Below are 25,440 nucleotides of genomic sequence, written 5' to 3' on the forward strand. Positions count from 1 at the left end.
CCGGGGCATGACGCGTTCCTTCTCCGGCCGTGGACGCGCGAGGCGCCGGCCGGCGCGAAACGCTACGCGCGGCATATAGGCCGATGGGACCCGCGCGCCAACCGCGCGGGGCCGCTTACTGGGCCATCTGGAACTGGATGCTCACCGTCTGCCCCTCGCCGACCTGCGAGGCGCCTTCCTGCGACTGGCCGACGCTGGCCACGCGCAGCAGGGGCTGCGAGCCGGGCTGGTTGGCCGGGGCGTTGCGCAGGGCGCCGAGCACCGGCTGGGCCCCGGTCAGGGCCTGGTGGAAGGCGGCCGAGCGGGCCAGGGCCAGGGCGGCGGCCTTCTGGCCCTCGGCGGTGAAGGCGTCGAGATTGGTCTGGCTGACCACGTTGACCAGGGCCAGCCTGGCCTCGCCTTCCGGGCAGGTGGTCGAGGTCGAGCCGCCGTACGACAGGCAGGGCAGGCGCTTGGCCAGCGAGGCGGCGACGTCGCCGGCGATCTTGCGGCCGCCGGCCGACAGGGTCGACGTGCCCGGCTCGAACAGGACGTCGGCCGAGAACGACAGGGCGCCGCCCGAGGTGTCGCCCGCCAGCGGGGCGCCGGCGTCGCGCAGGTCGGCGTCCAGGAAGCCCATCAGGGTCTTATGGGCGTCGCTGGCGGCGATCGCCAGGCCCGAGGCCTTGGTCGGCGGCGCATAGGAGAAGCAGCGGCGATCGCTTCCGGTCCCGCCGATCACGGTTTCGGGCACGCACAGCACCCGGGCCTTCTCGTCGACCTCGACGGTGGCGTCGCGCGGGGTCAGGGCCGTGGCGGTCTGCAGCAGCGCGGCGGTCGCGGGGTGCTTGGCCTCGGTCAGCGCCTTGGTCGACTGCCGGAACTGCAGCGCGAAGTAGCTCAGCATGATGATGAAGATGAAGATCACCCCCACCATCATGTCGGTCATCGAGACGTAGTAGCTTTCGCCTTCCTCGAGGTCGGGCGTGCGGCGCCGGCGGGCGCGGGCCAGGGCCATCAGGCCAGGCCCGGCGCGGCGGGCTGGACCTTGGGGGCGCTCGCCAGGGCCGCTTCGATGCGCGCCAGCACCGCCAGCTGCTCCAGCATCACCTTTTCAGGCGGGGCGAAACGCACGCAGCCGTCGAGCAGGGCGAAGAAATGGGCCTCGTAGGCCTCGATCGCCTTGCGGCGGCGGCGCGCCACGAGGCGCAGGACGATCGAGCCCAGCACGCCGGCGATCGAGGTCCAGAACTTGGTGGCGGCCACGGCCAGCAGGCCCATCAGCGCGGTCTGCATGCCCGCGCCGCCCTGGCGCTGCATGGCGTCGACCGCCTCGGTCAGGGCCGCGACGATGCCCATGAAGGTGATGACCAGGCCGATGGCGACCAGCAGGTTGGCCCACCATTCCAGGGTGCGGGCCGGTCCGTCGGCATGCTCGAAGGCGTCGGCGGCGTGGATCGACGAGGCCAGCCGTCCGTCGGCGGTCTCGGCCAGCTGGCCGCGATAGGTGGCCCAGCCCAGCTCCAGGGTGGGATAGGCCGCGCCGCCCAGGCGCTTGTCGAGAGTCGGGAAGGCCTCGGCGAAGGCCTGCTGCGGGTCGGAGCCGCGCAGTTCGGCCAGCAGGTCGGCGCGCCGCTGAAGGTCGTCCTTCAGCGGCCCGAACTCGAAGTGGCCCGAGTGGAAGATCAGTCCAATGGCCAGCGCCAGGATGGCGCCCGCCATGATCAGAGCCGCGCTGGGCGCGCTGAAGACCGAAACGACGAAGCTGGTGACCGGATCGTGCATGCGGGCCTTCTGGCAGGGACTGGCGCGGCGCACAATGCCAGAAGTTGAGGCTTCAATGAGGCGAAGCTCAGCCGTTGAAGCCCCGGATGGCGTCGATGATCACCGCCTGGTCGTCGGCCGCCAGGTAGGGGTGCATCGGCAGGGCCAGCACCGTCTCGGCCTTGGCCTCGGTGACCGGCAGGCCGCCTTCGCCGCGGGGGAAGGCCGCGTACGGCGCCTGCACGTGCATGGGCACCGGATAGTAGACGGCGGTCGGCACGCCCTTGGCCTTGAGGTGGGCGGCCAGGCCGTCGCGGTTCTCGTGCTCGATGACGTACTGGGCCCAGACCGAGACGCCGCCGTCGATCACCTTGGGCGTGGCCAGCACGGCGCCGGCCAGGCCTTGCGCATAGCGGTCGGCGACCGCCTGGCGCAGCTCGATCTCCTCGGCGAAGATCGCCAGCTTCTCGATCAGGATCGCCGCCTGGATGGTGTCGAGGCGCGAGTTCATGCCGATGCGGGTGTTGAGGTACTTGGGGTCGTGGTCGAAGGTCTTGCCGGCTAGGTCGGGGCCGACGGCCTTGCCGTGGACGCGGTAGCTGTCCATCAGGTCCCAGAGCACGGCGTCGTTGGTCAGCACCGCGCCGCCGTCGCCGTAGCAGCCCAGTGGCTTGGCCGGGAAGAAGCTGGTGGTGGCGACGTCGGCCCAGTGCAGCGGATGCTTGCCGTCCAGGGTGCAGCCGAAGCCCTGGGCGCTGTCGGCGATCAGCTTGAGGCCTTCGCGGTCGCAGATGGCCTTGATGGCCGGATAGTCGGCGGGCTGGCCGAACAGGTCGACGGCGATGACGACCTTGGGGGTCAGTTCGCCCTTGGCCTTCACGCCGGCGATGGCGGCTTCCAGCTTGGCCGGGTCGAGATTGTAGGTGCCCTCCAGCACGTCGACGAACACCGGCGTGGCGCCCGTCCACGGCACGACCTCAGGCGTCGCGGCGAAGGTGAAGGAGGGGCAGAACACCGCGTCGCCCGCGCCGATCCCCCAGGCCATCAGCGGCAGGGCGATGGCGTCGGTGCCGTTGGCGCAGGACAGGGCGAGCTTGGCCTGGCCGAAGGCGGCCAGCTGGCTCTCGAACGTGCGGACCTGCGGACCCATGACATAGGCGCCGCTGTCCAGCACGGCGGCGATCGCCGCGTCGATCTTGTCGCGGATCCGGCGCTGCTGCGCGGCGAGGTCGATGAAGGGCATGCTCATGGGCGCGGCTCTTAGAGTTCAAAGGCGGCGGTTTCGAGCCAATTGATGTAACCGACTGTTTCTCCGCTGTCTGTCGGAAGCCCCCTCCGACCCTCCGTCCAAGATGCTCCCCCTGAAGGGGGAGCTGTCGGCGAAGCCGACTGAGGGGGAAGGAACTTCCCACGTCGGCGTACGGCTTAGGCTCATCAGGAACTTCCCCCTCCGGCCCTCCGGGCCACCTCCCCCTTTAGGGGGAGGGTCTTTGGCGGCGGACCTCCCCCTGTGGAGGAGGATGGATCCACCGGGACGGAACGAACCTTGGCCGGGCGTCGTTGACCGGCCGGCGCGGGGGCGCCATCGAGAGTTTCATGAGCAAGCCGACCGTCGTACCGCAAGACCTTTCCCTGCCGTCCATCGCCAACATCAAGGCCGACGAGACCATGTTCGGGCATTTCCTGGATTGGCTGGGCAAGATCGCCGTCAACCTGGTGGTCGCCGCGATCATCCTGATCGTCACCTTCTGGGCGGCCGGCTGGCTGGCGGGGGTGGCCAGGCGAGCGCTGGGCCGCGTGCATCGCACCAATCCCGACCCGACGTTGGAAAGCTTCGTCTCCTCGCTGGTGCGCTACGCCATCGTCGCCATCGGCCTGGTGGCGGTGCTGCAGCAGCTGGGCGTGCAGGCCACCTCGATCATCGCCGTGCTGGGCGCGGCCTCGCTGGCCATCGGCCTGGCCCTGCAGGGGGCGCTGTCGAACGTGGCGGCCGGGGTGATGATCCTGCTGTTTCGCCCCTACCGCGTCGGCGACGTCATCGAGACGGCCACCCGCCAGGGCACGGTGAAGTCGCTTGACCTGCTGTTCACCGAGATCGCCACGCCCGACAACGTCAAGGTGATGATCCCCAACAGCAAGGTGTTCGGCGACGTCATCCTCAACTACTCGACCCACCGCACCCGCCGCGCCGACGTGCTGTTCAAGGTGCCGCTGAAGACCGACCTCGTCCTGGTGCTGCAGAAGATGCGCGAGCGGGCCGAGAACGATCCGCGGGTGCGCAAGGACCCGGCCCCGATGATCGAGGTCACCGACCTGTCGGAGGTGTTCGCCCAGGCCGCCATCCGCGTCTGGACCGCCAAGGAGGACCACGGCCCGGTCAGGACCGACCTGATGCTGGCCGCCCACCTGTGGGCCGAGGACCCGAACCGCGAACTGCCGCCGCCCCGGGCCTCGAAGGCCCCGGACCCGTCGCCGGCCATGCCCGGCGACAAGGACCATCACCTGTTCAAGTTGCGAGCGCCGAGGAAAGGTCGGAAATCAGGTCCGAGCAGTCCTCAATCCCCACCGAAAGCCGGATGAGGGTGTCGCTGATCCCCAGCGCCTTGCGCTGATCGGCGGGGATCGAGGCGTGGGTCATGATCGCCGGATGCTCGATCAGGCTCTCGACCCCGCCCAGGCTTTCGGCCAGCGTGAACAGGCGCGTGCGCTCCAGCATCCGCCGCGCGGTCGCCTCGTCGCCCTTCAGCTCGACCGAGATGATCCCGCCGAAGCCGCCGTGCATCTGGCGACGGGCCAGGTCGTGTTGGGGATGGGTCTCCAGGCCCGGATAGATCACCCGTTCGACGTCCTTGCGGGTGGCCAGCCACCGGGCGATCTCCAGCGCGCTGTCGCAGGCCCGCTGCATGCGCAGCGCCAGGGTCTTGACCCCGCGCAGGGCGAGGAAGCTGTCGAACGGCCCCAGCACCGCGCCGACGGCGTTCTGCAGGAACTTCAGCTTGTCGATCAGCTCGGGATTGTCGCCGACCACGGCCACGCCCGCGACCACGTCGGAGTGGCCGTTCAGGTACTTGGTGGCCGAGTGCATGACGATGTCGAAGCCCAGCTCCAGCGGCCGCTGGACGAAGGGGCTGGCGAAGGTGTTGTCGGCGACGGTGATCAGGCCGCGCCGCCTGGCCAGGGCCGCGATGGCCTCAAGGTCGGCCAGGCGCAGCATCGGGTTGGTCGGGGTCTCGACCCAGATCATCTTGGTCTCGGGGCGGATGGCCGCCTCGATCGCCGAGACGTCGCCCATGTCGACGAAGCTGAAGGTCAGGCCGGCCGAGCGCTTGCGCACCTTGTCGAACAGCCGGAACGAGCCGCCGTAGAGGTCGTCGCTGGCGATCACGTGGGCGCCGCTGTCGAGGATCTCCAGGATCGTCGAGGCCGCCGCCAGGCCCGAGGCGAAGGCGAAGCCGGCGGTCCCGCTCTCCAGGTCGGCGATAGCGCGCTCGAAGGCGAAGCGGGTGGGGTTCTGGCTGCGGCTGTACTCGAAGCCCTTGTGCTCGCCCGGGCTCGACTGGACGTAGGTCGAGGTGGCGTAGATCGGCACCATCACCGCGCCGGTGGTCGGATCGGGAAACTGGCCGCCGTGGATCGCGCGGGTGGCGAAGGCCAGGCGGTTCTTGCCGGGGATGTCGGTCATGAAGTCTCTGGGCGTTGTGGCGATGGAAGGTCGCGCAACAAGTTCGGAAGATCTTGTGCGCCATGCAGAACGCGAGCGATCAACACCGGCTGGGCGCTGGCGTCATAGATCGCGAGATAGGGATGATCGCGAACCGCGGCCAGTCGGAAGGGCGGGCCGATGATCTGCGGGCGCTCGAAACCGCTTTCAGGATACTCGCCCAGCCGCACGGCGAGTTCGCGCACCAGAGCCTGAAACCGCCTTGCCGCCCGCGGACTGTCGGCGGCGATCCTCAACATCGCCGCCGCGACGTCTCGCTGGGCGCGCCGTGTGAGTTGCGCGGGTTTCACCCGTGCGCTGCGGCGGCTTGTTCGGCTTCGGCGGCCTCGATGATGGCGTCCAGCTCGACCATCAGTTCATCGAGCGTGACATAGCCGTCGCGCTCGGACTCCGCGATGGCCTCGTCGATCGAGCGCCGAAGCGCCAGGCGTTCGGCCTCACGGCTTTGCAGCAGGGTCAGGCTGGATCGCACGACGGCGTCGATGTCGGCGTAGCGCCCCTCGGCCACGAGGTCCTCGGCGAACTTCTCCAAGGCGGGCGTCAGTTTCACCTGGATGGTCATGCGACCCTCGTGTCGATTTCGATCGCAGCATGACTCCGCGGGAACAAAACCGCAACCATCACGCCTCCAGCCGCAGGTGGTTGAGCAGGTCGACGCGGGTGATGACGCCGACGAACTCGTCGCCGTCGACCACCAGGGCCACCTCGTCGCGATCGAACACTTCGGGCAGGGCCTCGACGCCCTGGTGGGCCTGCAGGGTGTTGATCTCGCGCGTCATGGCCTGTGCGACGGCGGTCTTGAAGCGCGCCCCACGATGTTCGTCGCCGCCCTCTACGGCGGCCAGGATGTCGCTCTCGTCGAGGATGCCCACCAGCTTGCCGTGATCGACCACCGGCAGCTGGCTGATGTCGGACGAGCGCATGCGGTTGTAGGCCGTCAGCAGGGTGTCGCCCGGCCCGATGGCGATGACGCCGCCGTCGGCGTAGCGCTTGGCGATCAGGTCGCGCAGGTCGCCGTGCAGCTCGCGCTGGTCGAAGCCGTGGGCGGCCAGCCACATGTCGTTGAACATCTTGGTCAGGTACTTGGCGCCGGTGTCGCAGACCAGCGTGACGACCCGCTTGGCCTGCGTCTGCTCGCGGCAGTACTTCAGGGCGGCGGCCAGCAGGCAGCCCGAGGACGAGCCGGCCAGCACGCCCTCCTTGCGCAGCAGCTCGCGGGCGGTGTCGACGCTCTCGCGGTCGCTGATCGAATAGGCCTTGGAGACCAGGTCCATCTGGGCGTTGTCGGGGATGAAGTCCTCGCCGATGCCCTCGACGATCCACGAGCCGGCCTCGCCGTAGGTTCCGGTGGCCACGTAGTCGCAGAGGATCGAGCCGACCGGGTCGGCCAGCACCATCTTCGTCTTGGGGGAATGCTTGGCCATGTAGCGGCCGACGCCCGTCAGGGTGCCGCCCGAGCCGACGCCCACCACGACGGCGTCGACGTCGCCGCCCATCTGCTCGAGGATCTCAGGGCCGGTGCCGGTCTCGTGGGCCAGCGGATTGGCCGGGTTGGCGAACTGGTTGACGTAGATCGCGCCGGGGATCGACTGGGCCAGGGCCTGGGCCATGTCCTGGTAGTATTCGGGGTGGCCCTTGCCGACGTCGCTGCGGGTCAGGCGCACGTCGACGCCCATGGCCCGCAGGTGCAGGATCTTCTCGCGCGCCATCTTGTCGGGGACGATCAGGATCAGCTTGTAGCCCTTCAGGCTGGCCACCTGCGCCAGGCCAAGGCCGGTGTTGCCGGCGGTGGCCTCGATGATGGTCTCGCCCGGCTTCAGGCTGCCGTCGGCCTCGGCCGCCTCGATCATCGAGCGGGCCACGCGGTCCTTGATCGAGCCGCCGGGGTTCTGGCTTTCCAGCTTCAGGAACAGGCGGCACGGGCCGGTGTCGAGGTTGCGGACCTCCAGCATCGGCGTGCGGCCGATCAGGTCGAGCGCGGAACCGGCGACCGGCGGAAGGGCGGATCTGGGGTCGTTCATGGCGCGACTCCGGGTCAGGGCGAAACGATCACCCTGTGTAACGCCCAAAACCGGAAACGGGAAACGCCGTTATTCAAGCTTGGCCGTCAGGCCCCAGCGGCGGCCAGCCGGTCCATCCGCCATTCGCGGGCGAACTTGTGGCCGACGCCGACGTCCTCGAACACCACCTTGCGGCGCTCGGCGCCCAGTTCGGGCGTGTTGTGGATCATCACGAACGGAAAGCCGTTGCTGGCCAGGAAGCTCTGCACGAAGCGCGAGAACCGCACGGCTTCCTCGGCGGAGGCCAGGCAGATGTCGATGGCGATGTCGGCGGCTTTCATGGGCGCGCTCCTCAGAACTTGAGGTTTCCCGACCCTAACGCGCGAATTCGCATTTGCGAACCACCTTCGCAGTCGCAAAAAGAAACGGCCCCGGACGAATCCGGGGCCGCGCCTTGTGGTGCAACGGTTTGCGGCGACTGGAAAATCGCCCGGCCGACTACAGGATGGACTGGCCGGTGCCGGCCCAGTCCTTCAGGAACTGCTCCAGGCCCTTGTCGGTCAGCGGATGCTTGAACATGTCGCCGAACACCGCCGGCGGGATGGTGACCACGTCGGCGCCGACGATGGCGGCTTCCTTGACGTGGGCGGTGTTGCGCACCGAGGCGGCCAGGATTTCGGTCTCGTAGCCGTAGTTGTCGTAGATCGCGCGGATGTCGCGGATCAGGTCCATGCCGTCGAAGCCGTAGTCGTCCAGGCGGCCGATGAACGGCGAGACGTAGGTGGCGCCGGCCTTGGCGGCCAGCAGGGCCTGGCTCGGCGAGAAGCACAGGGTGACGTTGGTCTTGACGCCTTCGTTGGCGAAGTGGCCGCAGGCGATCAGGCCGTCGCGGGTCAGCGGCAGCTTGATCACGACGTTGGGGGCGATCTGCGCCAGCTTGGCGCCTTCGGCGATCATGGCGTCGGCGGTGGTGGCGGCGACTTCGGCGCTGATCGGGCCGGGGACGAGGTCGCAGATCTCGGCGATCACTTCCAGCATCGGGCGGCCCGACTTGGCGATCAGGGTCGGGTTGGTGGTGACGCCGTCGATCAGGCCGGTCGCGGCGAAGTCGGCGATGACCTTGGTGTCGGTGCTGTCGAGGAAGATCTGCATGGCTCTGCGCGGGGGCCTTGTTGTGGAGAATTTACAGCGGGTTTAGCCCCTCGGGGCCGGCCGCGCCAGGATTTCAGATCTCGCCGTCGGCCAGTTGGCGCAGATAGCGGTGATAGCCGGTCTTGGGGGCCGGGCCGGCCAGGGCGCGCAGCTGATCGGCGTCGATGAAGCCCATCTGGAAGGCGACTTCCTCGACGCAGCCGATGCGGAAGCCCTGCCGCAGCTCGATGGCGCGGACGTACTCGGAGGCCTCCATCAGGGAGTCGTGGGTGCCGGTGTCGAACCAGGCGTAGCCGCGGCCCAGGCGCTCGACGGTCAGGTCGCCGGCGTCGAGATAGGCGCGGTTGACGTCGGTGATCTCCAGCTCGCCGCGGGCCGAGGGCTTGAGGCCGCGGGCGATGGCCGGCGCCTTGCCGTCATAGAAGTAGAGGCCGGTCACGGCGTGGCGCGAACGCGGCTTGGCGGGCTTTTCCTCGATGCTGAGGGCGCCGCCGTCGGGTCCGATCTCGACGACGCCGTAGCGCTGGGGATCGACCACGGCATAGCCGAACACGGTGGCGCCGGCGGGGCGGGCGGCGGCTCTCTGCAGCACGTCGGCGAAGCCGGCGCCGAAGAAGATGTTGTCGCCTAGCACGACGACGCTGTCGGCCCCGTCGAGGAACGCCTCGCCCAGGATCAGCGCCTGGGCGATGCCGTCGGGCGAGGCCTGGGGCATGTACTCGATGCGCAGGCCCAGCTGCGAGCCGTCGCCCAACAGGCGCCGGAAGGCGGTCTCGTCATGCGGGTTGGTGACGATCAGCACCTCGCGCACCCCGGCCAGCATCAGGGTGGTCAGCGAGTAGTAGATCATCGGCTTGTCGTAGACCGGCAGCAGTTGCTTGCTGACGGCCAGGGTCAGGGGGGCCAGCCGGCTGCCCGAGCCGCCGGCGAGGATGATCCCGCGCCTCATGTGTCCAATCCTTCGGCGATGATCTGGTCGGCGGCGCGCGCGACGGCGCTCGCCCATGGCTCGGCCTGCCAGCCGAACACGGCGGAAACCCGGCTGCTATCGAGCGCGCCGTTGAGCGGCCGCGCAGCGGGTTCGGGAAAGTCGCGCTTGGCGATCGGCGAAAGCCGCGCCCGCGTCAGGGGGTCGCGCCGCAGGGCCGCGGCGGCCAGGTCGTGGCGCGAGGTCGCGCCGGCGTTGGTGAAGTGGAACAGGCCGAAGGCCGGATCGCCGGGCGCGGCGCTGGCCCAGCGCGGGGCGGCGCCCAGCAGGAAGTCGGCCAGGGCGACGGCGTCGGTCGGGCAGCCGTACTGGTCGGCCACCACGCGCAGTTCGTCCCGCGTCCGCCCGAGCTCCAGCATCGTGCGGATGAAGTTGCGGCCAAAGCGCGAGAACACCCAGGAGACCCGCAGCACGACGCCCTTCTCCCAGGCCAGGACGGCGGTCTCGCCCTCCAGCTTGGTGGCGCCGTAGACCGACAGCGGGTTGGGCGCGTCATCTTCGCGATAGGCGCGGTCGAGGGTTCCGTCGAACACGCAGTCGGTCGACAGATGCACCAGCGGCAGGCCGCGGGCGGCGCAGGCCTGGGCCATGGCCGCCGGGGCCAGGGCGTTGGCGGCGCGGGTCGCCTCGGGCTCGGCCTCGGCCTTGTCGACCAGGGTGAAGGCGGCGCAGTTGATCACCAGGTCGCAGTCGGCCCCGGCGATCGCCGCCTCGATCGCGGCGGTGTCGGCCAGGTCGACCTGGGCGCGCGACAGGGGCGCAAGGGCGGCCCGTCCCGGGGCGGCGGCGATCATCGCCCGTGACACCTGGCCGGTGGCCCCGAACTGGAGGATCCGGATCACGCGCTGACGCCCAGTCGCTGGCCGGCGAAGCCCTTGGCGCGCAGCGCGTCCCACCAGCCGTCGTTGTCGAGATACCAGCGCACGGTCCGCTCCAGGCCCTCTTCGACCGTCATGGCCGGCGACCAGCCGAGGTCGCGCTGCAGCTTGCCCGCGTCGATGGCGTAGCGGCGGTCGTGGGCCGGACGGTCGGTGACGTGGGTGATCAGGTCCTCGCGCGGGGTGTTGCCCGGGCGGATGCGGTCGAGGGCCGCGCAGATGGTGCGAACCAGGTCGATGTTGGCGCGCTCGGCGTCGCCGCCGATCAGGTAGGTCTCGCCCGGGACGCCGGCCTCCAGCACCCGCAGCAGCGCGGCGGCGTGGTCCTCGACGTGCAGCCAGTCGCGGACCTGCCGCCCGTCGCCGTAGACCGGGATGGGGCGGCCGGCCAGGGCGTTGAAGATCACCGTCGGGATCAGCTTTTCCGGATGCTGGCGCGGCCCGTAGTTGTTCGAGCACGAGGTGACGATCACCGGCAGGCCGTAGGTGCGGCCCCAGGCGCGGGCCAGCAGGTCAGAGGCGGCCTTGCTGGACGAGTAGGGCGAGGTCGGGTCGATCGGCGAGCGCTCGTCGAACGGCGCGTCGTCGGGGCCCAGCGCGCCATAGACCTCGTCGGTCGAGACGTGGACGAAGCGGAAGCGCGCGGCGCGTTCGGAGGGCAGTCGGCCATGATGGGCTCGGGCGGCCTCGAGCAGCACGGCCGTGCCCATGACGTTGGTCCGCACGAAGGCCAGCGGGCCGTCGATCGAGCGGTCGACGTGCGACTCCGCCGCCAGGTGCAGCACGGCGTCGGGGTCGTGGCGCGCGAAGAGGGCCGCCATGGCCTCGGCGTCGGCGATGTCGGCCTGCTCGAAGGCATAGGCCGGATGGGCCTCGACCTCGGTCAGGTTGGCCAGATCGCCGGCATAGGTCAGGGCGTCGACATTGACGACGGCGTGGCCGGCGGCCAGGGCGCTGCGGACCAGGGTCGAGCCGATGAAGCCGGCGCCGCCGGTGATGAGGAGTTTCAAGCCGGATCTCCAGGCGCGGCCGGAAAACGCCGCCCCAGTTTGCGCTCGAGGAAGTTCAGCAGGTCGCCGCCCTCGAACAGGAAGCCCTCGACGCCCGCCCGGCGGGCGGCTTCGACGTCGCTGTCGTTGTCGCCGACCAGCACGCAGGTCTCGGGCGAGAGGCCGTGCTCGGCCAGGCCGCGCAGGATCATGCCGGGGTTGGGTTTGCGGTCGGGGTGGTCGTCGTGGCGATAGGCCTCAATCACGGCGTCCTTGTGGAAGGGGGCGTGATAGAACGCGGCGATCTCGCCGCCGGTACGCGCCAGTTCCTCGCGCATGAAGGCATGCAGGGCGTGCACGGCCGTCTCGGGGAAGTAGCCGCGCGCGACGCCAGACTGGTTGGTGACCACGATGCAGCGGACGCCCGCCCGGGTCAGGGCCGCGACGGCTTCCCTGGCGCCGGGGATCCATTCCAGGCGCGCGGGGTCGTGGACATAGCCGTGGTCCGCGTTCAACACGCCGTCGCGATCGAAGAAAACGGCCTTGAGCGGCGCTTCGCTGGACATCCGCTAGCCATTACGCGAGCCCCTGCACCGCCACAAGCAGAGGGTTGCGCCTCGAACGGAGCGGGCTAGAAACGGCTCTCCTTGAGGAGACTTCCATGACCGACGCCGCCCGTATCGTCCGCTTGCGGGATCAGCTCAAGACATGGGCCCTGAACGACGCCTTCCCGCTCTGGTGGACGGTGGGGGCCGACCGCGTGAACGGCGGCTTCTTCGAGAAGATCGACCTCGACGGCAGCCCGGTCGAGGCGCCGCGCCGGGCGCGGGTGCAGCCGCGCCAGATCTATTCCTACGCCGTGGCGGGCATGCTGGGCTGGGAAGGCCCCTGGCGCGAGGCGCTGGCCCACGGCCTGGCGTTCTACCTGGCGCGCTACCGCCGCCCGGACGGCTTCTTCCGCACCCTGGTGGGCTCGGACGGCGCGCCGCTGGACGACAAGGTGGACCTCTACGACCAAGCTTTCGGCCTGTTCGGCCTGGCCATGGCCAGCCAGGCCCTGCCCGAGCGCGAGGACCTGCCGCAGATCGCCGTCGAGCTGCGCGACGCCCTCTACGGCTCGCTGAAGCACCCGGTCGCCGGTTTCGAGGAAAGCGTCCCGCGCATCCTGCCGCTGCTGTCGAACCCGCATATGCATCTTTTCGAGGCCAGCCTGGCCTGGATCGAGGCAGGGGGCGACGCGCGCTGGCGCGAAATGGCCGACGAGATCGCCGAACTGGCGCTGGCCAAGTTCATCGATCCCAAGAGCGGCGGCCTGCGCGAATACTATGACGGCGACTGGAACCCCGCCCCCGGCGTGGCCGGGCGCATCGTCGAGCCGGGCCACCAGTTCGAGTGGGCCTGGCTGCTGCTGCGCTGGAGCCAGCTGTCCGGACGCGACGACGCCAAGGCCGCGGCCCTGCGCATGATCGAGATCGGCAAGGGGCCGGGCGTGGATCCCGCGCGCGGCGTGGCGATCTTCGCCCTGCTCGACGACATGAGCGTGCACGACGGCGTCGCCCGCCTGTGGGCCCAGACCGAGTGGGTGAAGGCCGGCGTGCTGGCGGCCCAGGTCACCGGCGACGCGGCGTGGATGGACGTGGCGGCCGACGGCGCCGAGGCGCTGCTGAAGTATCTCGACGTGGCCGTGCCGGGCCTGTGGCGCGACAAGCTCCAGGCCGACGGGACGTTCGTGGAGGAGCCGGCGCCGGCCAGCTCCTTCTATCACATCGTCTGCGCCATCCTGGAGCTGGACCGGGTCGTCAGCGCCAGATCGTGATCAGGGCGGTGCTGGCCTCGGCGGCGCGCACCATGACCGGCGAGTGCAGGTCGGCGCGCGCGCCCTGGGCGTAGGTCTCGACCTCGGCTTCCAGGGCGCCGTCCAGGACCTGGATGGAGCTGGCGGGCAGGCTGGTCATGGCCCCCGCCTCGAAGCGCCAGAGCGAGACCTCGGCGGCGGCCGAGCGGGTCACCGGCTGGCGCTCGATGCCGCCGGAGAAGGCGATGGCGTGGCGGTGGGCGATGTCGCGACCGCTGGCCTTCAGCACGTCGACCAGCGTCTTGACCGCCTGGGCGTCGTCGCGGCGACAGACCAGCACCGCGTCGTTCTCGGCCACGATCAGCAGGTCCTCGACGCCGATGGCGCCGACGAACGGACCGTTGGAGCGGGCCAGGACGCCCTTGGTGTTGATCAGGTGCACGTCGCCGTTGGCGGTGTTGCCCGAGGGGTCGCGGATCGAGGCTTCCCAGATCGCGTCCCACGCGCCCAGGTCCGACCAGGTGAAGGCGGCCGGGGCCACCGCGGCCTTCGAGGTGCGCTCCATCACCGCGTAGTCGAGCGACTTCTTGGTGGTGGTCGAGAAGGATTCCGGGTCGAGGTGCAGGGTGATGCCGTTGCGGGCGGCCTTGTCGACGGCCTGGACCGCGCCGGTGCTGATCGCCGGCTCGTAGGCGTCCAGCTCTTCCAGCAGCGTCTTGGCGGAGAAGGCGAAGTTGCCGCTGTTCCAGTAGTAGCCTTCGGCCAGGTAGCGCTTGGCGGTCTCCAGGTCGGGCTTCTCGACGAAGGCCTCGATGGCCTTGACCCCGCTGGGCAGCGGCTGGCCGGGCTTGATGTAGCCGAAGCCCGTGGCCGGGCCGGTCGGCTGGACGCCGAAGGTGACGATCAGGCCGTTGCGGGCGGCGGACACGGCCGTCAGGGCGGCGTCGCGGAAGACGTCGACCTCGGCGATGTGATGGTCGGCGGCGAGCATCAGCACCACGCCGTCGGGCGTCTTGGCGCGGACATAGGCGGCCGCGGCGGCGATGGCGGGCGCGGAATCGCGGGCCTCGGGCTCGATGATCACCACCAGATTGGCGCCGATCTCGCGGGCCTGGCGCTCGACCAGCTCGGCCATCTGGCGGCCGGTCACGACGACGATTTCTCGGGCGCCGGGCAGGTCCATCACGCGCAGGATGGTTTCCTGGAAGCTCGAGCGGTCACCGATCAGCTTGAGGAATTGCTTCGGGCGGTCGGCCCGCGACGACGGCCAGAGGCGCGTGCCTGACCCGCCGCACAGGATGACCGGATAGATGGCGTCCACCGAAAAAACCCCCAGCTTTCCAAGATGCCTATGGGGGTGCGGACTATAGGACAAATCCGGCCGGGTCCACCCGCCGGACGGTCATATTCATTGGTGTCGACCGCCAAGCGCTCTATCTGGGCGTGTTCCCGGAAAGCTCGGCCAGCCATGCATCAGCCGCGGCATCCGAGGGCATTCGCCAGTCGCCGCGGGGCGAAAGGGCGCCGCCCGACGAGATCTTCGGGCCGTTGGGCACGGCCGAGCGCTTGAACTGGTTGGCGAAGAAGCGCTTGAGGAAGAGCTCCAGCCATTTGCGGATTTCGGCCAGGTCGTAGGCGCGGCGCGCCGTCTCCGGCAGGCCCGCGGGCCAGCCGCCCTTGGCCGCGTCGTGCCAAGCGCTCCAGGCCAGGAAGGCGATCTTCGACGGCGCCATGCCGTAGCGCGTCATATAGAAGAGATTGAAGTCCTGCAGGGCGTAGGGGCCCACGAAGCTCTCGGTGGCCTGCACCTGCTCGCCCGGAACCAGCTCGGGCGAGATCTCGGTGGCCAGGATGTCTTCCAGCAGGGCGGTGGTCGCCGCGTCGACGTCGCCCGAATGGGCCACGAACCGGATCAGGTGCTGGATCAGCGTCTTGGCCGCCCCGCAATTGGGGTTGTAGTGGCTCATGTGGTCGCCGACGCCGTAGGTGCACCAGCCCAGCGCCAGCTCAGACAGGTCGCCGGTGCCGACCACCAGCGCGGCGTTGTGGTTGGCCAGGCGGAACAGGTAGTCGGTGCGCAGGCCCGCCTGCACGTTCTCGAAGGTGACGTCGTAGACCGGCTCGCCGCGCCCGAACGGGTGGCCGAGGTCCTTCAGCATCTGGGTCGCGGCCGGGCGAATGTCGAGCTCGGCGGGGGTCGTGCCGACGGCGCGCATCAGGCCCCAGGCGTTGTCCTTGGTGCGGTCCGAGGTGGCGAAGCCGGGCAGGGTGTAGGCCAGGATGTTCGCGCGCGGCAGGCCAAGCTGGTCCATGGCCTTGGCCGCCACCAGCAGGGCCTGGGTGGAGTCGAGGCCGCCGGAGATGCCGATGACCAGCTTCGTAAGGCCCGAGGCCTCCAGGCGCCGGGCCAGGCCCTGGACCTGGATGTTGTAGGCCTCGTAGCAGTTCTCGCGCAGCTTGGCCGGATCCGACGGCGTGAACGGAAAGCGCTCGACCGCCCGGGCCAGGGGCAGGTCGCCGGCCGGCGGGACGAAGTCGAACGAAGCGATGCGGAACGGAACCGCCGGCGGCGCCAGGGCCATGGCGTCGCCGAAGCTGCCCACGCGCATGCGCTCCTGGCGCAGCCGCTCGACGTCGACGTCGGCATAGGTCCAGGTCGGGCCGGTCGAGAAGCGCTCGGTCTCGGCCAGCAGGGCGCCCATCTCGTGGATGTCGAGGTGGCCGTCCCAGGCGACGTCGGTCGAGCTCTCTCCCGCGCCGGCCGCCGAATAGACATAGGCCGCCACGGCGCGCGACGACTGGCTGGCGCACAGCAGGCGGCGGGTCTCGGACTTGCCGATGGTGATGTTGCTGGCCGACAGGTTCAGCAGGATCTCGGCCCCGGCCAGCGCCTGGGCGGTGCTGGGCGGGTTCGGCGTCCAGACGTCCTCGCAGATCTCGACGCCGACGGTGAAGCCGTCGGCGCGGAACAGGATGTCGGTCCCGAACGGAACGTCCTGGCCGGCCAGGCGCAGGGCTTTGCCCGTCACCCCGGCGCCGGGCGTGAACCAGCGGCGCTCGTAGAACTCGCGATAGTTGGGCAGGAAGCTCTTGGGCGTGACGCCCAGCACCCGGCCGGCGTGGATGGCCACGGCGGTGTTATAGAGCCGCCCGCCGTCGCGCAGCGGCGCGCCGACCACGAACATCGGCGAGAGGCGCGCGCTTTCCCGCGCCAGGGTCGCGATCGCCGCCTCGACGGCGTCCAGCAGCACGTCCTGCTGCAGCAGGTCGTCGATCGAGTAGCCTGTGAGACCCAGCTCCGGGAACACCATCACCGCCACGCCCTGGTCGTGGCCCTGGCGGACGAGGTCGAGCACGCGGTCGGCGTTGTGGGCCGGATCGGCCAGCTTGACCTTCGGAACGGCCGCAGCGACCCGGACGAAGCCGTGACGGTAGGGAGAGAAGAACGACGGGCTGCCCACGCGGTCGACCTTTCGAGGTTATGCTGAAATTGAGCATAAGTCGGGGTCCAGCTATATCCGGTCCGCGCGCCGTTGCATAGCGGCCTCAGCCTGCGGGGCTTGTGCCCCGGTTGCTTGACCCTGGAGGCCGCGCATGTCACGTGCGGGCCGCGCAGGCGCCCCCGCCGTCCACAGACATAAAAGCCGAAGAGCCAGAGCCCATGCCCGTCTCGCCGATCAAGATGGCCGACGCCATCCGCGTCCTTTCGATGGAGGCCGTGCACAAGGCCAAGTCGGGTCACCAGGGCATGCCGATGGGCATGGCCGACGTGGCCACCGTGCTGTTCAGCAAGTTCCTGAAGTTCGACGCCTCCAAGCCCGACTGGGCCGACCGCGACCGCTTCGTGCTGTCGGCCGGCCACGGCTCGATGCTGCTTTATTCGCTGCTTCACCTGACCGGCTACAAGGCCGTGACGATGAAGGAGATCGAGAACTTCCGTCAGTGGGGTTCGCTGACCCCCGGCCACCCCGAAGTGCACCACACCCCGGGCGTGGAGACCACCACCGGTCCGCTGGGCCAGGGCCTGGCCACCTCGGTCGGCATGGCGATGGCCGAGGCTCACCTCGCCGCCGTCTACGGCAAGGACCTCGTCGATCACCGCACCTGGGTGATCGCCGGCGACGGCTGCCTGATGGAAGGCGTCAGCCATGAAGCCATCAGCCTGGCCGGCCGCCTGAAGCTGTCGAAGCTGACCGTGCTGTTCGACGACAACAACACCACCATCGACGGCGTGGCCACGATCGCCGAGACGGGTGATCAGGTCGCCCGCTTCAAGGCCGCCGGCTGGGCCGTGAAGGTCGTCGACGGCCACGACCACGGCAAGATCGCCGCCGCCCTGCGCTGGGCGACCAAGCAGGACCGCCCGACCATGATCGCGTGCAAGACGCTGATCTCGAAGGGCGCGGGTCCGAAAGAAGGCGACCCCCACAGCCACGGCTATACCCTGTTCGACAGCGAGATCGTCGCCGCCCGCGCCGCCATGGGCTGGGACGCCGCGCCGTTCACCGTGCCGGACGACATCGCCAAGGCCTGGAAGAGCGTCGGCCGCCGCGGCGCCCGCGTCCGCAAGGGCTGGGAAGCCGCCGTCGCCGCCTCGGACAAGGGCGCCGAGTTCACCCGCGCGGTGGTCAAGGGCCAGCTGCCGGCCGGCGCCTTCGACAAGCTCGAGGCCCACATCGCCGCCGCCGTCGAGAACAAGCCCGTCAACGCCACCCGCGTGCACTCGGGCTCGGCGCTGGACCAGCTGATCCCGGTCATCCCGGAAATGATCGGCGGCTCGGCCGACCTGACCGGCTCGAACAACACCCTGGTCAAGGGCATGGGCGCCTATGACACGCCCGACTACGCCGGCCGCTACGTCCACTACGGCGTGCGCGAGTTCGGCATGGCCGCGGCCATGAACGGCATGGCGCTGCACGGCGGCGTCATCCCGTACTCGGGCACCTTCCTGGCCTTCGCCGACTATAGCCGCGCGGCCATCCGCCTGGGTGCGCTGATGCAGGCCAAGGTCATCCACGTGATGACCCACGACTCCATCGGCCTGGGCGAGGACGGCCCGACCCACCAGCCGGTCGAGCACGTGGCGTCCTTGCGCGCCATCCCCAACCTGCTGGTCTTCCGTCCGGCCGACGCCGTCGAGGCCGCCGAGGCCTGGCAGGTGGCCCTGCAGCAGAACACCACCCCGTCGGTGATGTGCCTGTCGCGCCAGAAGACCCCGCACGTCCGCACCTCGGCCGGCGAGAACCAGGTGGCCAAGGGCGCCTACGAGCTGCTGGCCGCCGAAGGCGGTGAAGCGGCCGTGACGATCTTCGCCACCGGCACCGAGGTCGGCCTGGCCGTCGCCGCCCGCGAAGTGCTGCAGTCGAAGGGCAAGCCGACCCGCGTGGTCTCGGTTCCGTGCTGGGAGCTGTTCGACCAGCAGCCGGCCGCCTACCGCAAGGCGACGATCGGTTCGGCCCCGGTGCGCGTGGCCGTCGAGGCCGGCATCCGCCAGGGCTGGGAGCGCTTCATCGGCGAGGACGGCAAGTTCGTCGGCATGACGGGCTTCGGCGCTTCGGCCCCGTTCGAGCGTCTTTATAAAGAGTTCGGCATCACCGCTGAGGCGGTGGTTGATGCTGTTGAACGATAAAGCGTGGGTTGCTACACGCCGCACCCATAACCCACGAGGGTGAACGGTTCGCCGTTCACCCTTTTGGGTTGGCGGGTTCGCCGGGAGCCTGTATCGAATAAGCGCGCCCCTGGGCGCTGGGGAAGAGTAGCCAATCTATGAAGCGAGCAGTTGTTACCGGCGTTACCGGTCAGGATGGCGCTTATCTTTGCCGCCGCTTGATCCAGGATGGATTTGAAGTCATTGGCACCTACCGTCGTGGGAGCTCGGTGAACTTTTGGCGACTCGATGATCTCGGTCTGCTTCAGCACCCTAAACTCTCGCTGGCGGAGTATGATCTTCTTGATATCGGCGCCGCCTATCGCCTGATCGAGCGGTCCGAGCCGACGCACGTCTTCAACCTGGCGGCCCAGAGCTTCGTGGGCGTGTCGTTCGACCAGCCGGTGGCCACGGCCCAGATGACCGGCGTGGGCCCGCTGAACCTGCTCGAGGCCATCCGGGGCGTCGACAAGACCATCCGCTTCTACCAGGCCTCGAGCTCGGAGATGTTCGGCCTGGTCCAGGCGGTGCCGCAGGACGAGAACACGCCGTTCTATCCGCGCAGCCCGTACGCCGCCGCCAAGCTGTTCGCCCACTGGCTGACCGTGAACTACCGTGAATCCTACGGCATGTTCGCCACCAGCGGCATCCTGTTCAATCACGAGTCCCCCCTGCGCGGGCAGGAGTTCGTGACCCGCAAGATCACCAACACCGTCGCCCGCATCTCGCAGGGCAAGGAAAGCGTGCTGCGTCTGGGCAACCTCGACGCCCAGCGCGACTGGGGCTACGCCGACGAGTTCGTCGACGGCATGTGCCGCATCCTCGACCACCACACCCCGGACACCTTCGTCCTGTCGACCAACAAGACGACGACCGTGCGTCGCTTCGTCGAGATCGCCTTCGAGGCCGTCGGCGTGACCATCGGCTGGACCGGCGCCGGCGTCGACGAAAAGGGCGTGGACGACAAGACCGGCAAGGTGCTGGTCGAGATCGACGAACGCTTCTTCCGCCCGGCGGAAGTGGACCTGCTGCTGGGCTCGTACCAGAAGGCCCACGACGAACTCGGCTGGCGTCCGGAAACCACTGTGGAACAGCTCTGCAAGATGATGGTGACCGCCGACCTGCAGAGGAACGAGCGTGGCTTCTCGTTCTGATCCGGGCTCGGTTCTCGTCGTCGGCGGAGAGAGTTTCACCGGCCGCGTGCTGGTGGGGCGTCTCCGCGCCCTAGGCGTCGAAACCTTTGTCTCCTCGCGTAGCGGGGAGGACGGCGCCATCGCCGCGGATCTGCTCGATCCCGCGTCGCTGGCCCGGGCCGTCGAGATCGCGCGTCCGGACGTGGTCGTGAACCTGGCGGGCTACAGCTTCGCCGGCGGGCGCGACTACCCCGCCGTCTACGCCGCGAACGTCGTGGGGGTGGCCAACCTCCTGCAGGCGCTGGAGGATCGTCCGCCCCGGTTGACGATCATTCCCAGCAGCGCCTCGATCTACGCCCCGGCCCAGGACGGCGCCGTGGTGGGCGAAGACCACCCGGTCGCTCCGGGCAACCACTACGCCGCCAGCAAGGCGGGCGTCGAGCACATGTGCCGCGTGGCGGGCCGGACGCTGCCGATCCAGGTGGTCCGGCCGTTCAACTACACCGGTCCGGGCCAGGACGAGCGTTTCCTGACGCCGAAGATCGTGGGCGCCTTCGCGCGCGGCGCGACCAGCATCACGCTGGGCGAACTGGACCTCTATCGCGACATCTCGTCGGTCGACGACACGTGCGAGGCCTATGTCCGCCTGATCATGAAGGCCGAACCTTCCGAGCCGCTCAACATCTGCTCGGGACGGCGCGTGCACCTGGCCAGCCTGGTCGAGATCCTCAAGAAGATCTCAGGGCGCGACATGGCCGTGGTCCGCGACCAGGCCTTAATTCGGTCGGGAGAGCCCAAGAGTATCACTGGTGATCGCCGACGGCTCGAGGCCTCGATCGGGGGCTGGGATCTTCAAACGATAGAATCCCTTCTGGAAAGAATGTACCGCTCAGCCGTGAGCAACGCCGCCCTTACGTAAACAGCTTTTCACGCCTTCGGTCGCAGGGCGCGATAACACACTGAATGCTCCTGGAGCCTTATGTCTACAGACAATTCGAGCAGATCTATCCAAGATCTCCGCGCCGGGCTGACGTCGGTCCATATCTGGATGGTTTTCGCCTGGGATGACCTTGTCAGCCGGTATCGCCGTACGACGATCGGTCCCTTCTGGATCACCATCAGCCATGCCGCGACGATCTGCGGCCTGGCCTTCATGTTCGCCAAGATCTTCAAGCGGCCTCTGGACGAGTTCTTCGTCTATCTCGCCGCCGGCATGACCTGCTGGAACCTGATCGCCAACTCGCTGGGCGAGGGGCCGGTCGCGTTCATGCGGGCCCAGGGTCTGCTGCTGTCCTACGACCTGCCGGCGTCGAGCCACGTGTTCCGCGCGGTCGCAGGCCAGTTCCTGACCTTCCTGCACAACATGATCGTCTACGTCGCGGCGCTGATCCTGGTGAAGAACGTCGCCAACGCCAACACGCTGTACCTCATTCCGGGCCTGGTGATCGTGCTGACGGCGGCCCTGGGCTGGACCTTCACGCTGGGCGTACTGGGCACGCGGTTCCGCGACGTCTCGCCGGCCGTGACGGCCTTCGTGGGCGTGCTGTTCATGCTGACCCCGATCTTCTGGGAAAAGTCGGCCCTGGGCTCGGCCGTGTGGTTCTTCAACCTGAACCCCTTCTACCACCTGGTCGAAGTCATCCGCGCTCCCATGCTCGGTCAGATCCCGACCATGACCACCTGGGTGGGCTCGATCGCCTCGGCGCTGGCCTCCATCGTGATCGGCTGCGTGTCGTTCGTCGTCAGCCGCAAAAACCTCAGCTATTGGATCTGACCGTGGCCCTGCTGGAACTCAACTCCGTCCACGTGCGCTACCCGGTCTTCTCGGCGGGCAGTCAGCAATCGCTGTTCACGGCCGTGGCGCGTCGCGCCACCTTCGGCGTCCTCACCCGCGGCGGCGCGGCGACCTATGTCCACGCCCTGCGCGGCGTCAGCCTGAGCCTGCGCGACGGCGACCGCCTGGGCATCATCGGCCGCAACGGCTCGGGCAAGTCGACGCTGCTGAAGACGCTGGCCGGCATCAACTGGCCGCAGGAAGGCCGTCGCGTCGTTCAAGGCCGGATCTCGTCGATCATCGCGCTGGGCGCCGGCCTCGACGGCGAAAAGACCGGCGTGCAGAACATCAACTTCCTGTGCCGGCTGTTCGACATCCCGGCCCGCGACGTTCCGGCCCTGCGCGAGCGGGTGATCGAGTTCGCCGAACTGGGCGAGTACATCAACCTGCCGACCCGGACCTACTCGTCGGGCATGCTGCTGCGCCTCAGCTACGGCCTGGCGCTGGCCCTGCCGGGGGAAATCCTGATCGTCGACGAAGTGATCGGCGCGGGCGACGCGGTCTTCCAGCGGAAGGCCGTGGAGCATACGCGGGCCGCCTTCTCGACGGCCAAGGTGTTCGCCATGGCCACCCACTCGGGCGAGGCGCTGGCCGAATACTGCAACCAGGCGATCTGGATGGATCGCGGGCGGATCGTCGACTACGGCGAGCCGCGCGAGGTCTGGGCGCGCTACGCCGATCTGGCGCCGCGCTTCCCTGAGGGTATATCCGCCGCTCGATAGTCGGCTGTCCGCGACTCAATGGTGAGTTTCAATGTCCGAGATTAAAGCAGTCCTGTTCGACATGGACGGCGTGCTCATCGATGCCAAGGATTGGCATTACGAGGCGCTCAATTCGGCTCTTCGCCATTTCGGCATGGAGATCAGCCGCGACGAACATCTGAGCATCTACGACGGTCTTCCCACCCGGAAGAAGCTGGAGATCCTCACGCGTGCGCGCCGGTTGCCCCAGAAGCTGCATGGCTTCCTGAACGACCTGAAGCAGCAGTACACGGTCGCCCTGACGACCGAGCGCTGCCGGCCGATGTTCCATCACCAGATGGCGCTCTCGCAACTCAAGCGCGACGGCTACAAGCTGGCGGTCTGTTCCAACTCCATCCGCCGCACGGTGGAGTTGATGATGGAACTGTCGAAGCTGTCGGAGTATCTCGACTTCACCCTCTCGAACGAGGATGTGCCCAAGCCCAAGCCGGCGCCGGACATCTACGACGCGGCCATCAAGCGGCTCGGTCTCGAGCCGCATGAGTGCCTGATCGTCGAGGACAACGACCACGGCATCGCCGCCGCGCGGGCCTCCGGCGCCCACGTGCTGGTCGTCGGCACCGTGTACGACGTCAATTACGAGCGTATCGCCAAGGCGATCAGGGAGGCCGAGTCGGCTCGATGAAAATCCTCGTTCCCCTGGCCGCGCCCAACGACGCGTTCTTCGACCCGGCCAACTTCCACTTCCCCAAGCCGTTGGTCGAGGTCGCCGGCCGGCCGATGATCGAGCGCGTGGTCGAGAACCTGCGCGGTCTGAGCCCCGACGCCCGCTTCGTCTTCGTCCTGCGGGCCGAGGACTGCCGTGCGTTCAACCTCGACCAGGTCGCGCTGCTGGCCACCGACGGCAACGCCGACATCGTCATCCTGGACCGCCCGACCGACGGCGCGGCCTGTTCGGCGCTGATGGCGGTCGACTATATCGACGAAGGCCCGCTGGTGATCGCCAACGGCGACCAGATCCTCGACTTCGACCTGCGCGGCGCCGTCCGCACCTTCGAGGCCCGCGGCGACGACGCCGGCGTCCTGACGTTCGATTCCGTGCACCCGCGCTGGTCCTACGTCCGCACCGAAGGCTCGCGCGTCATCGAGGCGGCCGAGAAGCGTCCGATCAGCCGCAACGCGGTCGCCGGCTTCTACTATTTCCGCGATGGCGGCGACTTCGTGCGCTACGCCATGCGCTCGATCGAGGCCGGCCGCTCGGTGAATGGCGCCTTCTACGTCGCGCCGACGCTCAACGAGGCGATCCTCGACGGGGCCCAGGTCGGCGCGATCACGATGGAAGACGACCGCTACGTCAGCTTCTACTCTCCGCAACGCATCGAACACTACGAGGCCCGGATGGCGATGAACCGCACTGAGCGCAGCGCTCAAGGCCCGCTGGTCGTGATCCCGATGGCGGGGCAGGGCAGCCGTTTCGCCCAGGCCGGCTACACCAAGCCCAAGCCGTTCATCGACGTCCTGGGCCGTCCGATGATCGAGCAGGTCATGGAGAACCTGTCGACGCCGCACGCCGACTACCTGCTACTGGCGCGCGGCGAGCACCTGGAGGCCGAGCCCTCGACCGTGCAGTTGCTGGAAGCCCGCGGCGACACCCAGTTCGCCGTCGTCGACCGCCTGACCGAAGGCGCCGCCTGCACGGTGCTGCTGGCGCGCGAGCAGATCGACCTTGATCGGCCGATCCTGATCGCCAACTGCGACCAGATCATCGACTTCGACTGCGCCGCCTTCATCGACGACTGCAAGACGCGCGGCCTCGACGGCTCGATCCTGTGCTTCCGCGACGCCGACCGTGATCCGAAGTGGTCGTTCGCCAAGGTCGACGACAACGGCCTGGTGACCGAGGTCAAGGAGAAGGTCGCGATCTCCGACCTGGCGACCGTGGGCCTCTACTACTTCGCGCGCGGGCGCGACTTCGTGAAGGCGGCGGTCGACATGATCGCCCGCAACGACCGGGTGAACAACGAGTTCTACGTCTGCCCGGTCTACAACTACGCGATCCGCAACGGCGCCCGTATCGGCGTCTACGAGGTTCCGGCCGCGGCCATGCACGGGATCGGCACGCCGGCCGATCTCGACGCCTACCTGGCGCTGAAGACCTCGTGAAGATCATCGTCCCGCTGGCCGGGCCCGACGTGGTCCATCCGCGCCATGGCGTGCGGGCGCTCTACGACGTGGGCGGCCAGCCCCTGGTGGCGGCCGCGCTCGAGGGGCGCCCGTGGTTCCGCTCCGGCGAGACCACGGCGCAGGACATCATCTTCATCCTGCGCGAGGGCGGGGGACGGGACGAACTGGCCGGGTTCCTGAACGGCCGCTATGCGGGCGCGCGGCAGGTGACCCTGTCGCAGCTGACGGCCGGGGCGATGTACAGCGTCCTGGCCGGCGCGGCGCTGGCCGATCCGCACCAGCCGCTGTGCGTGGATCTGGTCGACATCCTCTATCAGTGGGACGACTGGGCCGCGGCCCGGCCGCTGATCGCCGAGGGCGGCCTGGTGCCGGTCTTCGACTCCGAGGATCCCGCCTACAGCTATCTGCGCCGCGAGAACGGCCAGGTGGTCGAGGCCGCCGAGAAGCGCGTGATCTCGCGCGAAGCCTCGGCCGGCACCTACTTCTTCGAGAATTCCGGTCTGTTCCTGCGGGCCGCGGCCCACTCGATGGCCCATGCCGATCGCCTGGCCTTCAAGGGCGCGCTGTTCGTCTGCCCGATGATGAACGGGGTGATCGCCGAGGGGCGTCGCGTGCACGCCGCCGCCGTCTCCCAGGTCCAGCCTGTCGGCAAACTTTTCCACTGAACGAGCGAGG

At 68.8% G+C, this 25,440-nt stretch carries 25 protein-coding genes; 10 read left to right on the forward strand and 15 right to left on the reverse strand.

Annotated features, from left to right (window positions below; all coding sequences use genetic code 11):
* Nucleotides 1–115 precede the first annotated feature (115 nt).
* The 3 genes from G5B46_RS11455 to G5B46_RS11465 all read right to left on the reverse strand — a co-directional run bounded on the left by G5B46_RS11455 (nt 116) and on the right by G5B46_RS11465 (nt 2,992).
* Nucleotides 116–997 carry a hypothetical protein gene (locus G5B46_RS11455; RefSeq protein ID WP_165258766.1) on the reverse strand — a complete coding sequence of 294 codons (882 nt, stop codon included), beginning with the start codon at nt 995–997 and terminating at the stop codon, nt 116–118.
* Nucleotides 997–1,764, reverse strand: coding sequence for a hypothetical protein (locus G5B46_RS11460; RefSeq protein WP_165258767.1), 768 nt, complete (start codon nt 1,762–1,764; stop codon nt 997–999). Before G5B46_RS11460 ends, G5B46_RS11455 begins: the two co-directional genes overlap by 1 nt.
* 67 nt (nt 1,765–1,831) lie before the next feature.
* On the reverse strand, nt 1,832–2,992 hold the full coding sequence (locus G5B46_RS11465; protein WP_165258768.1) for a DegT/DnrJ/EryC1/StrS aminotransferase family protein: 1,161 nt from the start codon (nt 2,990–2,992) through the stop codon (nt 1,832–1,834).
* Nucleotides 2,993–3,339: 347 nt separating this feature from the next.
* Here G5B46_RS11465 and G5B46_RS11470 point away from each other — a divergent pair, with 347 nt between their 5' ends.
* Nucleotides 3,340–4,323, forward strand: a complete 984-nt coding sequence (locus tag G5B46_RS11470) for a mechanosensitive ion channel family protein (RefSeq protein ID WP_165258769.1) — start codon at nt 3,340–3,342, stop codon at nt 4,321–4,323.
* Here the strand turns inward: G5B46_RS11470 and G5B46_RS11475 are convergent.
* The 10 genes from G5B46_RS11475 to G5B46_RS11520 form a co-directional block, all read right to left on the reverse strand.
* Nucleotides 4,250–5,425, reverse strand: coding sequence for a PLP-dependent aspartate aminotransferase family protein (locus tag G5B46_RS11475; protein WP_165258771.1), 1,176 nt, complete (start codon nt 5,423–5,425; stop codon nt 4,250–4,252). The genes G5B46_RS11470 and G5B46_RS11475 overlap by 74 nt on opposite strands.
* Entirely contained in the window at nt 5,422–5,754 is a 333-nt protein-coding gene (locus G5B46_RS11480) for a type II toxin-antitoxin system RelE/ParE family toxin (RefSeq protein WP_346764905.1), read from the reverse strand. Before G5B46_RS11480 ends, G5B46_RS11475 begins: the two co-directional genes overlap by 4 nt.
* A complete protein-coding gene (locus G5B46_RS11485; RefSeq protein WP_165258775.1) occupies nt 5,751–6,026 on the reverse strand; it encodes a type II toxin-antitoxin system ParD family antitoxin in 276 nt (91 codons plus the stop codon). The genes G5B46_RS11480 and G5B46_RS11485 overlap by 4 nt, the downstream gene beginning before the upstream one ends.
* A 58-nt stretch (nt 6,027–6,084) precedes the next feature.
* On the reverse strand, nt 6,085–7,485 hold the full coding sequence (locus G5B46_RS11490) for a cystathionine beta-synthase (protein WP_165258777.1): 1,401 nt from the start codon (nt 7,483–7,485) through the stop codon (nt 6,085–6,087).
* Nucleotides 7,486–7,571: 86 nt separating this feature from the next.
* Entirely contained in the window at nt 7,572–7,805 is a 234-nt protein-coding gene (locus G5B46_RS11495; RefSeq protein ID WP_165258779.1) for a hypothetical protein, read from the reverse strand.
* Between the two features lie 157 nt (nt 7,806–7,962).
* Complete coding sequence (gene fsa, locus G5B46_RS11500) at nt 7,963–8,616, reverse strand: fructose-6-phosphate aldolase (RefSeq protein WP_165258781.1); 654 nt, start codon at nt 8,614–8,616, stop codon at nt 7,963–7,965.
* Nucleotides 8,617–8,689: 73 nt separating this feature from the next.
* A complete protein-coding gene (gene rfbA, locus G5B46_RS11505; protein ID WP_165258783.1) occupies nt 8,690–9,565 on the reverse strand; it encodes a glucose-1-phosphate thymidylyltransferase RfbA in 876 nt (291 codons plus the stop codon).
* Nucleotides 9,562–10,446: a dTDP-4-dehydrorhamnose reductase gene (gene rfbD, locus G5B46_RS11510; protein WP_346764906.1), complete on the reverse strand. Its 885-nt coding sequence runs from the start codon at nt 10,444–10,446 to the stop codon at nt 9,562–9,564. The genes rfbA and rfbD overlap by 4 nt, the downstream gene beginning before the upstream one ends.
* Nucleotides 10,443–11,492: a dTDP-glucose 4,6-dehydratase gene (gene rfbB, locus G5B46_RS11515; protein ID WP_165258787.1), complete on the reverse strand. Its 1,050-nt coding sequence runs from the start codon at nt 11,490–11,492 to the stop codon at nt 10,443–10,445. Before rfbB ends, rfbD begins: the two co-directional genes overlap by 4 nt.
* On the reverse strand, nt 11,489–12,037 hold the full coding sequence (locus G5B46_RS11520; protein WP_165258789.1) for an HAD family hydrolase: 549 nt from the start codon (nt 12,035–12,037) through the stop codon (nt 11,489–11,491). The genes rfbB and G5B46_RS11520 overlap by 4 nt, the downstream gene beginning before the upstream one ends.
* A 95-nt stretch (nt 12,038–12,132) precedes the next feature.
* On the opposite strand from G5B46_RS11520, the gene G5B46_RS11525 reads away from it, so the two are divergent.
* Nucleotides 12,133–13,287 (forward strand): AGE family epimerase/isomerase, encoded by a 1,155-nt coding sequence (locus tag G5B46_RS11525; protein WP_165258791.1) that lies wholly within the window; start codon nt 12,133–12,135, stop codon nt 13,285–13,287.
* Here the strand turns inward: G5B46_RS11525 and G5B46_RS11530 are convergent.
* Together G5B46_RS11530 and G5B46_RS11535 are read right to left on the reverse strand one after the other, a co-directional pair.
* On the reverse strand, nt 13,271–14,587 hold the full coding sequence (locus G5B46_RS11530; RefSeq protein WP_165258793.1) for a mannose-1-phosphate guanylyltransferase/mannose-6-phosphate isomerase: 1,317 nt from the start codon (nt 14,585–14,587) through the stop codon (nt 13,271–13,273). The two genes, G5B46_RS11525 and G5B46_RS11530, sit on opposite strands and share 17 nt — an antisense overlap.
* Before the next feature lie 112 nt (nt 14,588–14,699).
* Nucleotides 14,700–16,727, reverse strand: coding sequence for an NAD(+) synthase (locus tag G5B46_RS11535; RefSeq protein WP_165258795.1), 2,028 nt, complete (start codon nt 16,725–16,727; stop codon nt 14,700–14,702).
* Between the two features lie 200 nt (nt 16,728–16,927).
* On the opposite strand from G5B46_RS11535, the gene tkt reads away from it, so the two are divergent.
* The 8 genes from tkt (at nt 16,928) to G5B46_RS11575 (ending at nt 25,430) form a co-directional block, all read left to right on the forward strand.
* The gene (gene tkt / locus G5B46_RS11540) at nt 16,928–18,895 is read left to right on the forward strand and encodes a transketolase (protein WP_165258797.1); all 1,968 of its coding nucleotides are present in this window, start codon (nt 16,928–16,930) and stop codon (nt 18,893–18,895) included.
* A 137-nt stretch (nt 18,896–19,032) separates the two neighbouring features.
* Nucleotides 19,033–20,067 (forward strand): GDP-mannose 4,6-dehydratase, encoded by a 1,035-nt coding sequence (gene gmd / locus G5B46_RS11545; protein WP_165258799.1) that lies wholly within the window; start codon nt 19,033–19,035, stop codon nt 20,065–20,067.
* Nucleotides 20,051–20,965 carry an NAD-dependent epimerase/dehydratase family protein gene (locus tag G5B46_RS11550; protein ID WP_165258801.1) on the forward strand — a complete coding sequence of 305 codons (915 nt, stop codon included), beginning with the start codon at nt 20,051–20,053 and terminating at the stop codon, nt 20,963–20,965. Before gmd ends, G5B46_RS11550 begins: the two co-directional genes overlap by 17 nt.
* A gap of 129 nt (nt 20,966–21,094) precedes the next feature.
* Nucleotides 21,095–21,820, forward strand: coding sequence for an ABC transporter permease (locus tag G5B46_RS11555; protein WP_165258803.1), 726 nt, complete (start codon nt 21,095–21,097; stop codon nt 21,818–21,820).
* Nucleotides 21,821–21,822: 2 nt separating this feature from the next.
* Complete coding sequence (locus G5B46_RS11560; RefSeq protein ID WP_165258805.1) at nt 21,823–22,602, forward strand: ATP-binding cassette domain-containing protein; 780 nt, start codon at nt 21,823–21,825, stop codon at nt 22,600–22,602.
* A gap of 31 nt (nt 22,603–22,633) precedes the next feature.
* Complete coding sequence (locus G5B46_RS11565; RefSeq protein WP_165258807.1) at nt 22,634–23,266, forward strand: HAD family phosphatase; 633 nt, start codon at nt 22,634–22,636, stop codon at nt 23,264–23,266.
* Nucleotides 23,263–24,744, forward strand: coding sequence for a glycosyltransferase family 2 protein (locus tag G5B46_RS11570; protein WP_165258809.1), 1,482 nt, complete (start codon nt 23,263–23,265; stop codon nt 24,742–24,744). The genes G5B46_RS11565 and G5B46_RS11570 overlap by 4 nt, the downstream gene beginning before the upstream one ends.
* A complete protein-coding gene (locus G5B46_RS11575) occupies nt 24,741–25,430 on the forward strand; it encodes a hypothetical protein (RefSeq protein ID WP_165258811.1) in 690 nt (229 codons plus the stop codon). The genes G5B46_RS11570 and G5B46_RS11575 overlap by 4 nt, the downstream gene beginning before the upstream one ends.
* Nucleotides 25,431–25,440 lie beyond the last annotated feature (10 nt).

The sequence above is a fragment of the Caulobacter sp. 602-2 genome (assembly GCF_011043625.1).
Taxonomy (GTDB): Bacteria; Pseudomonadota; Alphaproteobacteria; order Caulobacterales; family Caulobacteraceae; genus Caulobacter.

Bases quoted from the DNA above. Each gene is read 5' to 3' on its own strand.
- G5B46_RS11570 (WP_165258809.1), top strand. From the start codon at position 23,263: ATGAAAATCCTCGTTCCCCTGGCCGCGCCCAACGACGCGTTCTTCGAC.
- G5B46_RS11460 (WP_165258767.1), bottom strand. From the start codon at position 1,764: ATGCACGATCCGGTCACCAGCTTCGTCGTTTCGGTCTTCAGCGCGCCC.
- G5B46_RS11520 (WP_165258789.1), bottom strand. From the start codon at position 12,037: ATGTCCAGCGAAGCGCCGCTCAAGGCCGTTTTCTTCGATCGCGACGGC.
- G5B46_RS11470 (WP_165258769.1), top strand. From the start codon at position 3,340: ATGAGCAAGCCGACCGTCGTACCGCAAGACCTTTCCCTGCCGTCCATC.
- fsa (WP_165258781.1), bottom strand. From the start codon at position 8,616: ATGCAGATCTTCCTCGACAGCACCGACACCAAGGTCATCGCCGACTTC.
- G5B46_RS11455 (WP_165258766.1), bottom strand. From the start codon at position 997: ATGGCCCTGGCCCGCGCCCGCCGGCGCCGCACGCCCGACCTCGAGGAA.
- G5B46_RS11490 (WP_165258777.1), bottom strand. From the start codon at position 7,485: ATGAACGACCCCAGATCCGCCCTTCCGCCGGTCGCCGGTTCCGCGCTC.
- G5B46_RS11475 (WP_165258771.1), bottom strand. From the start codon at position 5,425: ATGACCGACATCCCCGGCAAGAACCGCCTGGCCTTCGCCACCCGCGCG.
- rfbA (WP_165258783.1), bottom strand. From the start codon at position 9,565: ATGAGGCGCGGGATCATCCTCGCCGGCGGCTCGGGCAGCCGGCTGGCC.
- G5B46_RS11485 (WP_165258775.1), bottom strand. From the start codon at position 6,026: ATGACCATCCAGGTGAAACTGACGCCCGCCTTGGAGAAGTTCGCCGAG.
- G5B46_RS11525 (WP_165258791.1), top strand. From the start codon at position 12,133: ATGACCGACGCCGCCCGTATCGTCCGCTTGCGGGATCAGCTCAAGACA.
- G5B46_RS11565 (WP_165258807.1), top strand. From the start codon at position 22,634: ATGTCCGAGATTAAAGCAGTCCTGTTCGACATGGACGGCGTGCTCATC.
- G5B46_RS11465 (WP_165258768.1), bottom strand. From the start codon at position 2,992: ATGAGCATGCCCTTCATCGACCTCGCCGCGCAGCAGCGCCGGATCCGC.
- G5B46_RS11495 (WP_165258779.1), bottom strand. From the start codon at position 7,805: ATGAAAGCCGCCGACATCGCCATCGACATCTGCCTGGCCTCCGCCGAG.
- gmd (WP_165258799.1), top strand. From the start codon at position 19,033: ATGAAGCGAGCAGTTGTTACCGGCGTTACCGGTCAGGATGGCGCTTAT.
- G5B46_RS11555 (WP_165258803.1), top strand. From the start codon at position 21,095: ATGGTTTTCGCCTGGGATGACCTTGTCAGCCGGTATCGCCGTACGACG.
- tkt (WP_165258797.1), top strand. From the start codon at position 16,928: ATGCCCGTCTCGCCGATCAAGATGGCCGACGCCATCCGCGTCCTTTCG.